Origin of the sequence: Curtobacterium guangdongense (assembly GCF_049341845.1) — a bacterium.
Taxonomy (GTDB): Bacteria; Actinomycetota; Actinomycetes; order Actinomycetales; family Microbacteriaceae; genus Curtobacterium; species Curtobacterium guangdongense.
This window is the reverse complement of record NZ_JBMPIT010000005.1, coordinates 119,347-132,780: the sequence shown is the minus strand read 5'-3', so window position 1 is coordinate 132,780 and position 13,434 is coordinate 119,347. Positions and strand designations below refer to the sequence as shown.

The following is a 13,434-nucleotide window of genomic DNA, read 5'->3' as shown; positions in this document are numbered from 1 at the left end:
CGGGGGCGTTCTGCGTACGCCGACACGCCGTCCCCAGTTCACGGGCGGTTCACCGTCACGTGCTGGACTCTTCCAGGACGGTGTGGCAACGTGTTGCACCACGCATCTGGAACGGGTGGCCCTCGCGGAGCCCGCCAACGGAATGAGAACCCGATGGAACCCCGGACGGCCGAGCACCCCAGGCCGAACCACTTCCTGCTCCACCTCAGCGACACGCACCTCATCGCCTCGGATGGTGATCTGTACGGTGACGTCGATTCGGCGGCACGGCTGACGCAGATCGTCGAGGAGATCGAGGCCTCCGGCACCCGGCCCGAGGCGATCGTCGTCACCGGTGACGTCGCCGACAAGGGCGAGCCCGGTGCCTACGCCCGCGTGCGTCAGATCGTCGAGCCCGCCGCCGAGCGCATCGGCGCACAGGTCATCTGGGCGATGGGGAACCACGACGAGCGTGGCGCGTTCCGTCAGGAGCTCTTCGGGCTCCAGCCCACCGAGCGGCCCGTGGACTTCGTCTACGACGTGAACGGGCTCCGGGTCATCACCCTCGACACCAGCGTCCCTGGCGAGCACTACGGCATCGTCACGCCGGAGCAGCTGGACTGGCTGGCAGAGGTGCTCTCAGAGCCGGCCCCGCACGGCACGGTCCTCGCGATGCACCACCCGCCGGTGCCCAGTGTGCAGGACCTCGCGGTCCTCGTCGAACTCCGTGACCAACGGGCCCTCGCCGAGGTCGTCGAGGGCAGTGACGTCCTGACCATCATCGCCGGACACCTGCACTACTCGACCAGTGCCGTGTTCGCGGGCATTCCGGTGTCCGTGGCGAGTGCGACGTGCTACACGCAGGACCTCAACGAGTTCCGCGGCGGGACTCGCGGCCAGGACGGTGCGCAGTCGTTCAACCTGGTGCACGTGTACGGGCACGACGTCGTCCACTCCGTTGTGCCGATCGGGCAGTACGCGACCGTGGGCGAGCCGGTCTCCGCGGTGGAGACCGACGCACGACTCGCCGCCGCCGGGGTCGTCATCCCGCCGGCCGTGGAGCCGGCACCGGTCACGTCGAGCATCCCGGTCTTCACCCTCGATTCGGTGCCCCTCTCCCCCGTCCACCGCTGACGCGGGTCTCCGTCGAGATCGCACTTCCTGTCGGAACACCAGAACGGGATCCGACAGGAAGTGCGATCTCACCTGAAGTTGCGCGAGCGCGGGCGGGCGCGGCGGGGCGCTACTCCTCGGGCTGCTCCCACGGAGCCGGGAACGGGAAGTAGCGGTCGAGGAACTCGGTGACGCGGGTCGTCCGTTCTTCGTCGGAGACCTCGGGGAAGCTGCCGTCGTTCAGGCAGAAGAAGTCCACGTTCCGCTTCTTGAGCAGGTCGTCGAGTGCCCGGAGCCCGGACTGCATCGTCGTGTCCACGTACCGGACCGGTGCGTTCTCCTGCACGATCGCGCGCCCGGTGAGCAGCGCGTAGTAGTGGTAGAGGGAGTTCGTCACGGAGATGTTCTCGGCCGCACGGAACCGTGACGCCGCCGTCGCACGGAACTCGTCTGCGAACTCGTGCTCCATCTCCGTCATGATGCTGGACCGGAGCGGCGTCGGCGCGTGCTCGAGGTGGCGCGTGGTGACGGCGCCGAAGCGCTGCTGGAGCAGGCGTCGGTTCACCCGTGCGGAGTTCTCGAAGCCGCTGCGGCGCGGGTTGTTCGAGCCGAGGCCGATCCGGGTGGTCGCCAGGATGAACTTCGACACGGAGCCCGGGCTGAAGAACACCGAGGGGTCGACCTGCCGGCCGAAGAACATGTCGTCGTTCGAGTAGATGAAGTGCTCGCTGATGCCCGGGATGTGGTGCAGCTGCGACTCGACGGCCTGCGAGTTGTGCGTGGGCAGCACCGACGGGTCGGCGAAGAACTCCTCGCTCCGGACGATCCGGACACGCGGGTGGTCCGCGAGCCATGCCGGCGCCGGCGAGTCCGTGGCGATGTAGATCGTGCGGATCCACGGTGCGTACGTGTACACGGAACGCAGCGCGTACTTCAGCTCGTTGATCTGCCGGAACCGAGCGGGAGCGTCGTCGCCCTCCCCCAGGACGGTCGACGACTGCGCGGCCTGACGGGCACGCTGGTACTCGATCGCGTTGCCGTCGACCCACGAGAACACGATGTCGATCGGGAACCGGATGTCCGAGACGTGGTCGTCGAACATGTGCTCCACGGTGCGCCACGTGCGACCGTAGCGCTCGATGTCGGTGAGCACGAACTCGTCGACGGGCAGGCTCCTGCGCATCAGGGCGTTCTCGACCGGCGCGAGGACCTCGGTGTCCGTCACCCGCCAGAACTCCAGCTGCACGCTCGTCTCGGCGCCGTAGCGGAGCCGTCCGAGCGGTTCGAGGCGCGGGCGGAACACCCGGAGCACCGGCTGGTCGACGGGGCCCAGGCCGTCGTCGACGACGAGGACGGCCGGCTCCCCCGGCGGCTTGGCGTAGAACGGCTCGCCCACGGCGGCGTCCATCACGGCGGACTCGGCACGCTGTCGGTCCCGCTCGTCGACGGCGATGACCGGGCGCTGGTCGTTCCCGCGGATGAGCAGGTGGTCGACGTCGGCCGCGGTGAGCGCGTCGTCGAGGAAGAGGAGGTCCTCGATCATCGACTGCTGCGGCGTCAGGTGGCCGTTCAGCAGGGTGAAGCGGCCCTTCCGGAGCACGATGTCGGGGCGGTCGAGACCGCCGGAGGACGGTCGAGGGTTCAGCAGAGGACTCTCGGTCTCCGGCTCGGTCTCGTTGCTCATCCATGCCCTTCTGATCAGGTGGTCAGGCGCTGCACCCGACCGATCCGATCCTACCGGGCAGGCGGCTCCTCCGTCGTTCTGGGCACCTTCACGACGATCCCGACGACGATGAACAGCGCCGCTGCGACGATCTGCAGCGCTGCCCAGACCTGTCCGGGGATCGGGATCGTGACCAGCGGGTTCCAGCACACCGCGATGGCTGCCATCAGGACGGCCGCCCACCAGGCACGGCCCCTGGTCGCGAAGACGAGCACGATGAGCGCCAGGACCGTGACGCCCCACCGGACGAACACGAACGCCGGCGCGTCGAGGAAGGCGATGCACGCGAGCAGGACGATGGCTGCGACGAGGCCCGGCGCCAGGGCCGGGCGTGTGAACGGCGGGGTCCCGGCGGTGCCCGTCGAAGGAGTGACTGCCGGGCGGGTACCGGGCGCGGTCGAGTGGAGCGACGACCCGACCGCGGGCCGTCCCCTGCGTGCGGCCATCAGGCAGATGCCTCGTCGAGCTCGATGGCCGTGATCGGGCGGGACATCGGCGGCAGGCCGCGGAGCCGCTCGAGCGCCGGACCGAGCTCGGCAACGTACGCGCGGTAGCCGTCGTCGGTCAGGTGCAGGCCGTCCTCGGTGTACTGCTCGGCGAGGTGGTCGCCGTCGGCGAGGGCCGGCCAGGCGTCGAGGTACTGCGCGTGGCAGGTGGCGACGAACTGGCGCAGGTGCCGGTTCGTCTCCTCGATCCGCGGGGTGAACTCGGCCTGCCGCGGCAGGATCGACACCAGGAGCAAGCGGACGCCGGGGAGCTCGCGGCGGAGCGTCACGAGGATCGTCTCGACGTTCCGCACGACGTGCTCGGCGCTCTTGCGGTGGTTGCCGAAGTCGTTGGTGCCGATGAGCAGGACGATCGCGTCGGGAGCGGCCTGCACGACTTCGTCGAGCCGTTCGAGGACACCGTCCGTGGTGTCCCCGCTGATGCCGAGGTTCAGGGTGCGCTCGTCCGGGAAGCGTTCGTCCCAGGTGCCTCCTGCGGTGATGCTGTCCCCCAGGAACAGGACCAGTCCGCGGTCGTCGTCGCTCATGCTGCCTCCTCGTGCGCCGGCGCGCGAGACCCATTCTGCTGCGTGCTGTTGGCCTGCGTCGAGTCGGTGCGGTGCGCCTCGCGTTCGGCGCGGGCCGTGATGCGCTCCACCATGCCCGGGAAGATCACGCCGTGGAACGGCAGGATCGAGTACCAGTAGAGGCGCCCGGCGAGTCCCTGCGGGAAGTACAGCGCTCGCTGGTGGTAGTCGCAGCCGCCGTCATCCGTGGGCGTGACGGTCATCTCGAGCCAGGCGCGCCCCGGCGACTTGAACTCGGCCCGGAGCCGGAGGTAGTGCCCGCGGTCGAGTCGTTCGACGCGCCACCAGTCGAGCGCGTCGCCCTGTTCGAGGCGCTTCGGGTCTCGTCGACCACGGTTGAGTCCGACTCCCCCGGCGATCTTGTCCATCCACCCGCGGGCGACCCACGCGAGCGGGAACGAGTACCAGCCGTTCTCACCGCCGATCGACTCGACGACGCTCCAGACCGCTTCCGGCGGCGCGGACGTGTGCCGGGTCCGGTCGTCGGAGTACACCGTGTGCCCGGCCCAGTCCGGGTCGCTCGGCAGCGGGTCGGCCGGGGTGCTCGACAGCGTCGCGCTCCGCCAACTCGTCTCGACCTCCGCGGTGCGCATCTTCGTCAGCGCGAGCCGGACGGCCCGTCGGTACGACGTCAGCCCGCCCTCCGGCTGCGGCACGACGTCGTCGATGTCGTGCTCACGCTGGACGCACTCGAACTGCAGCGACTCGATGATCGGTGTCGCGAGCTTGCGCGGGATCGGCGTCACCATGTTGAACCAGTGTGCGGCGAGCCCGGGGGTCATCACCGGCAGCGCGGTGATCGGCCGCTGCGGGAGCTTGGCCTCGACCGCGTACCCGTTCAGCATCTGCCCGTACCGGAGGACGTCCGGCCCACCGATGTCGAACGTCCGGTTCACGTCGGCCGGGATGCGGAGGGCCTCGACGAGGTAGTAGAGGACGTCGCGGACGGCGATCGGCTGGATCTTGTTGCGGACCCACCGCGGTGCCGGCATCCACGGCAGGACGTCGGTGACGTGCCGGATCATCTCGAACGACGTGCTCCCGGAGCCGATGACGACACCGGCCTGGTAGGCGATCGTCGGCACACCCGACCCGAGCAGGATGTCGCCGACCTCCTTCCGACTGCGGAGGTGCTTCGACAGCTCCCCGTCGGGGTGGAGGCCGCCGAGGTACACGAAGCGGCGGACACCGGCGTCGTGCGCGGCGGTGGCCATCGTCTGGGCCGCGTCCCGCTCGGCTTCCTCGAAGTCCCCGTCAGCGCCCATCGCGTGCGCGAGGTAGTAGACGGCCTCGATCCCGTCGACCGCGGTGGCCACGGCCGAGGCGTCCTGCAGATCGCCCTGGACGACGTCGATCGAGTCCCGCCAGGGGACGTCGTCGAGCTTCTGCGGGGTACGGACGAGGACGCGGACGGAGTGCCCGGCTTCGAGGAGACGTGGGACGAGGCGACCGCCGATGTAGCCGGTGGCCCCGGTGACGAGGACGCGCATGCGGGGAACGGTACGCCGCGCCCCTCCGGGTACGCTTGTCGGGTGGACAACGCAGCCTTCCCCGTCACCGCCGACGCCGTGCGTCGACTCATCGACCACGCGATCCTGAAGCCGGAGCTGACCCGCTCCGACGTCGATGCGCAGCTCGACGAAGCCGCGACCCACCGCGTGTTCAGCGTGTGCGTCCGCCCGAGCGACGTCCGCCACGCCGTGGAGCGCCTGCAGGGCACCGGTGTGGGCGTCGGGACCGTCATCGGCTTCCCGCACGGCACCACCTCGACCGAGGCCAAGGTCGCCGAGTCGCTGCAGGCCCTCGCCGACGGCGCCTTCGAGCTCGACATGGTCCAGAACATCGGCGCGGCGAAGTCCGGCGACTGGGACCGCGTCCAGCAGGACGTGCGTGCCGTGGTCGACGCTGCGGGCGACACCGTGGTCAAGGTCATCCTCGAGACGGCGTTCCTCACCGACGACGAGATCGTCGCCGCCAGCCGCGCCGCGCAGTCCGCCGGCGCGGCGTTCGTGAAGACGTCGACCGGGTTCGCCGGCGGCGGAGCGACCGCCGAGCACATCTCGCTCATGCGCCGGACCGTCGGTGCGGACACGGGAGTCAAGGCCTCCGGTGGCGTCCGTGGCCTGGACACCCTGATCGAGATGGTGCAGGCCGGCGCCGACCGGATCGGCACGAGCGCCTCGGCCCGCATCCTCGACGAGGTCGCACACCGCGTCGAGACCGGCGTCGCCTCCGGCGTCGGCGACGACACCACCTCCTACTGACCCCCGGCCGACCAGGCCGACCCGACCACCAGCACCGAGCCGGTGCGTGACCGACGCGACGCCGCGTCGGGAGCCGCTCCGAGCCTCCAGACCGTCGCATCGGAGCGCGCATGTCGAACACCGACACCATCACCGACCACCCCGGGTCCCTCGCCCTCGCCGTGGACCTCGGCGGCACCAAGGTCGAGGCGGCCCTGGTCACCGACCAGGGCGTCGTCCTGCCCGGGACCCGGTTCCGGAGCCCCACCGGTCCGCAGCGCAGCTCCGAGGAGCTGCAGGCGGCCGTCGACGAGGTGGTCACGAGCGCCCTCGCGGCGTTGCCGGCCGACGCGACGCTCGCCGGTGTCGGCATCGGTTCCGCCGGTCCCGTCGACGAGGAGCACGGGCTCGTCTCGCCGCTCAACATGCCGGTCTGGCGGGGCTACCCGCTCCGCGAGCGCATCGCAGCGCTCGTCCCGGCCGGGACGCCGGTGACGCTCCGGATGGACGGCCTCGCGATCACGCTCGCCGAGCACTGGCTCGGCGCGGCGAAGGGTTCCGACCACGTGATGGGCATGATCGTCTCGACGGGTGTCGGCGGCGGGCTCATCCTGCACGGCCGCACCGTCAGCGGTCCGACCGGCAACGCCGGGCACATCGGTCACGTCGAGTGCGGTGGGTACGACGACCCGTGCGCCTGCGGCGGAACCGGCTGCCTGGAGGCCGTGGCGAGCGGTCCGAAGACCGTCGCGTGGGCGAGACGGCAGGGGTTCACCGGGGAGACCGGCGAGGAGCTCTCCGCCGCGTACGCGGCGGGTGACGAGATCGCCGCGGCGGCGATCAAGCGCAGTGGTCGCGCCCTCGGGCAGGCCATCGCCGCCGCCACGTCGCTCGTCGACCTCGAGGTGGTGGCCATCGGCGGCGGGTTCTCGCACGTCACGCCCGACCTGTTCGAGTACGCCAGGCAGGCCGTCGCCGAACGGGTCGAGTTCGGCTTCGTCACCAAGGTGCGGATCGTCCCGACCGGGCTGTCCCAGGACGGGCCGCTCATCGGTGCCGCGGCGCTCGTGCACCGCTCCCACGTCCTCCGCTGAGCCGTCCCACACTGCACGCCGGTACGCCGCGCTGCTGTCCACAGTCGGCTCCGCCGGGCTGGTCCGGTGCGGCAGGATGACCGGGTGCGCTCCTCCCGACTCGTCACCACCGACGACTGGCCAGAGGCCGAACTCCGCGCAGCCGTGCTCGCCGGCGACCTGGTGGCGGTCGGCGAGTGCTGGGCCTCGGTCGCGGAGCCGGCGGACCCTGGGCTGCGCGCGGCGTCGTTCCGCTGGAGCGTCGGTGACGAGCGAATCATCGCATCGGACCGCAGCGCCGCGTGGATCTGGGGCGGGTGCTCGCGGCCGCCGCTCCCCCACGACGCGTGCATCGACGACGGGCAGCGCGTCCGGCAGCGGGGCGGTGGCCGCGTCCGCGAGGTGCGCCTCGAACCCTCCGAGGTCGCGGTCGTCGCCGGTGTCCGGGTGACGACCCCGGTCCGGACCGCGCTCGACCTGCTGCGGATCGCCGGACCGGCGGACTGGGCGGCACGTGCCCCCACCGTCTTGGGACTGCTCGCGGCGACCGACACCACGCCGTCGACGCTCCGGGTCCGCCTCCGGCAGCTCGGGACGGTGCCGATGGTGCGGCAGGCCGAGCGTCGGCTCGCTGAGCTGGTGTGACGCAGCCAGGTCAGCCGGCGTGGGCCGCGGTCAGCCGGCTTGGGCCGCGGTCAGCCGGCTTGGGCCGCGGTCAGCCGGCGCTGACTCGGTAGACGTCGTACACGGCGTCGATGCGTCGCACCGCGTTGAGGACGCGGTCCAGGTGCGTCGTGTCACCCATCTCGAACACGAACCGGGACAGTGCGAGCCGATCGGACGACGTCGACACCGTGGCCGACAGGATGTTGACGTGGTGGTCGGTGAGCACCCGGGTGACGTCGCTCAGCAGCCCCGACCGATCGAGCGCCTCGATCTGGATCTGGACGAGGAACACCGACTTCGACGACGGCGCCCACTCGACCTCGATCATGCGGTCGGGTTCGTTCATCAGCGACTTGACGTTCGTGCACGATGCCTGGTGCACGGACACCCCCTGGCCGCGGGTGATGAACCCGACGATCTGGTCGCCGGGGACCGGCGTGCAGCACTTCGCGAGCTTGACGAGGATGTCGGGCGCGCCGCGGACGAGCACTCCGCTGTCGCTGTTGCGGAGCTGCCGACTCGTGACCTGCCGCGGGAACGCGAGTTCGGGTTCGTCCGTCTCGGTCTCGGTCTGGACGCCGGCGAGCACCTTTTCGATCACCGACTGCGTCGAGACGTGGCCCTCGCCGACCGCGGCGTAGAGCGCGGACACGTCGTCGTACCGCATCGCTGATGCGACTTCCGAGATGGAGTCCTGGCTCATGATCCGCTGGAGCGGCAGGTTCTGCTTGCGCATCGCGCGGGCGATGGCGTCGCGGCCCTGCTCGATCGCCTCTTCGCGGCGCTCCTTGGTGAACCACTGCTTGATCTTGTTCCGCGCGCGTGGGCTGCGGACGAAGGTCAGCCAGTCCTGGCTGGGCCCGGAGTCGGGGTTCTTCGACGTGAAGATCTCGACGACGTCGCCGCTCGACAGGGAGCTCTCGAGGGGCACCAGGCGACCGTTCACCTTGGCACCCATCGTGCGGTGCCCGATCTCGGTGTGCACCGCGTACGCGAAGTCGACCGGAGTCGCACCGGCCGGGAGCCCGATGACCTTGCCCTGCGGCGTGAAGACGTAGGTCTCCTTCGCGCCGATCTCGTAGCGGAGGGAATCGAGGAACTCGCCGGGGTCGCTGGTCTCGGCCTGCCAGTCGGTGATGTGCGCGAGCCACGCCATGTCGTCGTTCGCACTCGAGCTGTCGACGTCGCGACCGGCGGCCCGCTGCTTGTACTTCCAGTGCGCAGCGACACCGAACTCGGCGCGCTGGTGCATCTCGTGCGTGCGGATCTGGATCTCGACCGGACGCCCCTGCGGCCCGAGGACCGTGGTGTGCAGCGACTGGTAGAGGTTGAACTTCGGCGTCGCGATGTAGTCCTTGAAGCGCCCGGGCAGCGGTGTCCAGCGCGCGTGCACGGAGCCGAGCATGGCGTAGCAGTCGCGGACCGTGGGGACGAGCACCCGGATGCCGACGAGGTCGTAGATCTCGTCGAACTCGCGGCCGCGGACGATCATCTTCTGGTAGATCGAGTAGTACTGCTTCGGCCGGCCCATGACCTCGCCGCGCACCTTGGCGGCCTTGAGGTCCTTCTTCAGGGTCCCGATGACGTTCTGGACGAACTGCTCGCGCTTCGGCTGCCGTTCCTTGACCAGGCTGTCGATCTCGACGTAGAGCTTCGGGTGCAGCACCGCGAACGACAGGTCCTCGAGCTCGAGCTTGATCATCTGGATGCCCAGACGGTGCGCGAGCGGCGCGTAGATCTCGAGGGTCTCCTTGGCCTTGCGCGTGGCCGAGGTGGACTCGACGAAGCCCCACGTCCTGGCGTTGTGCAGGCGGTCCGCGAGCTTGATCACCAGGACCCGAATGTCCTTCGACATCGCGATGACCATCTTGCGGACGGTCTCGGCCTGAGCGCTGTCGCCGTACTTGACCTTGTCGAGCTTCGTGACACCGTCGACGAGCATCGCGATCTCGTCGCCGAAGTCGTGACGCAGCTGGTCGAGTTGGTAGTCGGTGTCCTCGACCGTGTCGTGCAGCAGCGCAGCAGCGATCGTGATGGGCCCGATGCCCAGGTCCGCGAGGATCTGCGCGACCGCGACCGGGTGCGTGATGTAGGGCTCGCCGGACTTGCGCTTCTGGCCGTCGTGCGCGCGTTCCGCGACCGAGTACGCACGCTCGATCAGCGTGACGTCCGCCTTCGGGTGGTGCGAGCGGACGGTCCGGATCAGCGTGTCGACGGCACCGGCCGGCTGCGCGCGGGAGAACAGGCGCGGCAGCAGGGAACGGAGGGAGCCGAGGTTGCCCGTGGTGTTCGGGCCGAGCGGCGGGCTGGACGGCAGCGGCGACGGACCAGGGCGGCTCGCGGCGGAGTCGTCCTGCGCCGACGTCTCACGGATGTCCGTCATGCTGCGTCTCCCAGGACTCGAACCGGCCGAACTCGATCCGACCAGACTACGCGCGTGTCGTCAGTGCTCGTGACCACGTTCGCGCTGGGCGTCGGCGCGCTCCACCGGCGCACCGGCGGCCTCCCACGCCACCATGCCGCCGGCGAGGTTCACCGCGGGGACGCCGGACTGCTCGAGCGCCGCGACGACCCGGGCGGACCGCATGCCGGAGTGGCACACGATGATCGCCGGGTCGTCGGTCGGCTGGATCTCGGTCCACCGCGTCTGGAGCTCGGACATCGGCACCAGGGTGGCCTGGGGCGCGTGGACCTCGTCCCACTCCCCCGGCTCGCGCACGTCGTACAGGCGCGAGCCGTTCTCGATGCGACGCAGGGCCTCGTCGACGGTGATCTCGTCCATGCGGATCAGGCCTCGACCGGCGCAGCGGTCTCCGCACGCTTCCGCGCGGCGGCGACCTTCTTGGCGTCGGCCTGCTTAATCTTCGGTTCGTTCTCACGCAGGTGCGCGTACATCGGCGACGCGATGAAGATCGTCGAGTACGTGCCGACGATGATGCCGATGAACAGGGCGAGCGAGATGTCGCGCAAGGTACCGGCACCGAGGACGTACGACCCGATGAAGAGGATCGCCGCGACGGGCAGCAGTGCCACGACCGACGTGTTGATCGAGCGGACCAGCGTCTGGTTCACCGCGAGGTTCACCGACTGCACGAACGTCCGGTGCGATTCCTGGGCGGTGTTCTCGCGGACCTTGTCGAACACCACGACGGTGTCGTACAGCGAGTACCCGAGGATCGTCAGGAAGCCGATCACCGCGGCCGGCGTGACCTCCAGCCCGACGATGCCGTACACACCGGCGGTGATCAGAAGGTCGTGGAGCAGCGCCACCATCGCCGACAGCGACATCTTCCACGTGCGGAAGTACAGCGCCATGAACACGGCGGCGAGGGCCAGGAAGATGATCAGACCGCGGATGGCCTGTGCGAGCACGTCGGCACCCCACGTCGCACCGATGAAGGTCGACGCGACCTCGCCCTTGTCGACGTTGTACGCGTCGGCCAGCGCCGACTGGATCTTCGTCGTCTCGGCGTCGGTGAGCTGCCCGGTCTGCACACGGATGCCGTGCGTGCCGAGCTGCGAGACGCGCGGGATCTCGTCGGAGACGATCTTCTCGACGGCGTTCGTCGCGAGGTTCTGGTCGACCGTCTTGACGTCGGAGATCGTGAACTCGGACCCGCCCGTGAACTCGATGCCGAGCTGGTACCCGCCGCGGAGCCACGGCACCGCGAGGGAGATCACGATCGCGGCGATCGCGATGAGGTACCACGTGCGGCGGCGTCCGACGATGTCGTAGGAGCGCTTGCCCGTGTAGAGGTCGTTGCCGAACTGGCTGAAGCTCGCCATCAGCTGTCCTTCCCGTTCGGCTTGCCGCCGTTGTCGGTGGTGTCGCCGTTGCCGGCCTTCCGCTCAGCGATCGTCTGCCGGCGCTGTGCCTCGCCGGCTGCCCGCTGGCGCTTGCCGTCCACGACGGGCGCGCGGAACTGCGCACGACCGCGGTAGACCGCGCCGAGGGCTGTCGGGTCGAGGCCGCTGAACCGGTGCCCCTCGTTGAAGAAGCGGCGACGCGAGATGAGCTGCAGCATCGGGTGCGTGAAGAGGATCACGACGACGACGTCGATCAGGGTGGTGAGGAGCAGCGTGAACGCGAAGCCCTTCACGTCGCTCACCGCGAGGATGTAGAGCACGATCGCGGCGAGGAAGTTGATCGAGTCGGACGCCAGGATCGTGCGGAGGGCACGCTTCCAGCCGGACTCGACCGCACCCTCGAGTGCGCGACCGTCACGGAGTTCGTCACGGATGCGCTCGAAGTACACGATGAACGAGTCCGCCGTGATGCCGATCGCCACGATCAACCCCGCGACACCGGCCAACGACAACCGGTAGTCGACGCGCCACGACATGATCGCAATGACCAGGTAGGTCAAGGTCGCGGCCACACCGAGCGAGAGCACCGTGACGAACGCGAGCGCCCGGTACTGGATCACCGAGTAGATGATCACCAGGATGAGCCCGATCAGGCCGGCGACGAGCCCGCCGATGAGCTGCGCGGTGCCCAGGGTCGCGGAGATGTTCTCGTTCGACTGGACCTTGAAGTTGATCGGCAACGCGCCGTACTTGAGCTGGTCGGCGAGGGTCTTCGCCGACTCGGCCGTGAACGAGCCGCTGATCTGTGCCTTGCCGTTCGTGATCGCGCTGTTCGTGGTCGGCGCCGTGATGACGTTGCCGTCCAGGACGATGGCGAACTGGTTCTGCGGCTGCTGGAGCGACACGAGGCGGTTGGTGACCGTCCGGAAGTCCTTGGTGCCGGTGCCGTCGAACGTCAGGTTGACCGCCCACTCGCCCGTGGTGGTGCCCTGCGACGAGGTCGCGAGGCCGGAGGTCGCGTTGCTGATGTTCGCGCCGGAGACCTCGACCGGGCCGAGGATGTACTTGGCAGCACCGTCCTGGTCGCACGTCACGAGCGGCTGGTCGTCGGGGGCGGCGGTGACGTCGTCCGGCGCCTTGCAGTTGTAGTTCGTGTACAGGTCCTGCAGCTTCGGCGTCGCCCAGCTCAGGTCGCTGGCATTCGTCGGCTTCGCACTGGGCGTCGCCGGCAGCGATGCCGGCGGCGTGTACGGCGTCGGGGACGCGCTCGACGAGGAGTCGCCGCCGACCGCGGTGTTCGTCGCGGCCTCGGTGTAGAGGACCGGACGGAAGGTGAGCTTCGCAGCGGCCTCGATGCGCGAGATGGTCTGCTGGTCGGGCTTGCCCGGGATCGAGACGACGATGTTGTTCGCGCCCTGCGTGTTGATCTCGGATTCCGAGACGCCGGTGGCGTCGATGCGCTGGCGGATGATGTTCACCGCCTGCTTGAGCTGGTCCGATGTGACGGAGTCACCGTCGGTGCTCTGCGCCGCGAGGGTCAGCTGCGTGCCGCCCTGCAGGTCGAGTGCGAGCTGGGGAACCCAGCTGGCGCCTTCGAACCACTTGCCCGCGTCGTCCTTGGTGGTGCTGGCGAGGATCGACGCAGCCGTGTTCAGGCCTGCGAGGACCGCCATGATGATCACCAACCAGGTGAGCGAGCGCAGCGCTTTCTTGACGGGTGTCGATCGTGCCACCGGTCGTCTCGTCTTTCTGTCAGGA

Annotated in this window: 12 protein-coding genes; 4 read left to right on the top strand and 8 right to left on the bottom strand. The window is 69.5% G+C overall.

Annotated elements, in window-relative coordinates:
• The first annotated feature begins 153 nt into the window (after positions 1–153).
• Entirely contained in the window at positions 154–1,113 is a 960-nt protein-coding gene (locus tag ACO0E1_RS09165; protein WP_422873913.1) for a phosphodiesterase, read from the top strand.
• Between the two features lie 109 nt (positions 1,114–1,222).
• Here the strand turns inward: ACO0E1_RS09165 and ACO0E1_RS09160 are convergent, their stop codons facing one another.
• From ACO0E1_RS09160 to ACO0E1_RS09145, 4 genes are read right to left on the bottom strand one after another with little or no spacing between them, the layout of a single operon-like run.
• Positions 1,223–2,776 (bottom strand): stealth conserved region 3 domain-containing protein, encoded by a 1,554-nt coding sequence (locus ACO0E1_RS09160; RefSeq protein WP_422873912.1) that lies wholly within the window; start codon positions 2,774–2,776, stop codon positions 1,223–1,225.
• Between the two features lie 50 nt (positions 2,777–2,826).
• Complete coding sequence (locus ACO0E1_RS09155) at positions 2,827–3,261, bottom strand: DUF6804 family protein (RefSeq protein WP_422873911.1); 435 nt, start codon at positions 3,259–3,261, stop codon at positions 2,827–2,829.
• Entirely contained in the window at positions 3,261–3,848 is a 588-nt protein-coding gene (locus ACO0E1_RS09150) for a GDSL-type esterase/lipase family protein (RefSeq protein WP_420364652.1), read from the bottom strand. The genes ACO0E1_RS09155 and ACO0E1_RS09150 overlap by 1 nt, the downstream gene beginning before the upstream one ends.
• Complete coding sequence (locus ACO0E1_RS09145) at positions 3,845–5,377, bottom strand: SDR family oxidoreductase (RefSeq protein ID WP_422873910.1); 1,533 nt, start codon at positions 5,375–5,377, stop codon at positions 3,845–3,847. The genes ACO0E1_RS09150 and ACO0E1_RS09145 overlap by 4 nt, the downstream gene beginning before the upstream one ends.
• A 42-nt stretch (positions 5,378–5,419) precedes the next feature.
• Here ACO0E1_RS09145 and deoC point away from each other — a divergent pair, with 42 nt between their 5' ends.
• From deoC to ACO0E1_RS09130, 3 genes are all read left to right on the top strand, one after another.
• The gene (gene deoC, locus ACO0E1_RS09140; RefSeq protein WP_422873909.1) at positions 5,420–6,151 is read left to right on the top strand and encodes a deoxyribose-phosphate aldolase; all 732 of its coding nucleotides are present in this window, start codon (positions 5,420–5,422) and stop codon (positions 6,149–6,151) included.
• 110 nt (positions 6,152–6,261) lie between these two features.
• Positions 6,262–7,224, top strand: a complete 963-nt coding sequence (locus ACO0E1_RS09135; RefSeq protein ID WP_422873908.1) for an ROK family protein — start codon at positions 6,262–6,264, stop codon at positions 7,222–7,224.
• An 84-nt stretch (positions 7,225–7,308) separates the two neighbouring features.
• On the top strand, positions 7,309–7,848 hold the full coding sequence (locus ACO0E1_RS09130; RefSeq protein ID WP_422873907.1) for a hypothetical protein: 540 nt from the start codon (positions 7,309–7,311) through the stop codon (positions 7,846–7,848).
• 70 nt (positions 7,849–7,918) lie between these two features.
• On the opposite strand, the gene ACO0E1_RS09125 is transcribed toward ACO0E1_RS09130, so the two are convergent.
• Genes ACO0E1_RS09125 through secD form a run of 4 tightly spaced genes read right to left on the bottom strand, consistent with a single transcriptional unit; the run spans position 7,919 to position 13,409 of the window.
• A complete protein-coding gene (locus ACO0E1_RS09125; protein ID WP_422873906.1) occupies positions 7,919–10,252 on the bottom strand; it encodes a RelA/SpoT family protein in 2,334 nt (777 codons plus the stop codon).
• Positions 10,253–10,312: 60 nt separating this feature from the next.
• A complete protein-coding gene (locus ACO0E1_RS09120) occupies positions 10,313–10,651 on the bottom strand; it encodes a rhodanese-like domain-containing protein (RefSeq protein ID WP_281264558.1) in 339 nt (112 codons plus the stop codon).
• A 5-nt stretch (positions 10,652–10,656) separates the two neighbouring features.
• Complete coding sequence (secF, locus tag ACO0E1_RS09115; protein ID WP_422873905.1) at positions 10,657–11,655, bottom strand: protein translocase subunit SecF; 999 nt, start codon at positions 11,653–11,655, stop codon at positions 10,657–10,659.
• Positions 11,655–13,409: a protein translocase subunit SecD gene (gene secD, locus ACO0E1_RS09110; protein ID WP_422873904.1), complete on the bottom strand. Its 1,755-nt coding sequence runs from the start codon at positions 13,407–13,409 to the stop codon at positions 11,655–11,657. The genes secF and secD overlap by 1 nt, the downstream gene beginning before the upstream one ends.
• Positions 13,410–13,434 lie beyond the last annotated feature (25 nt).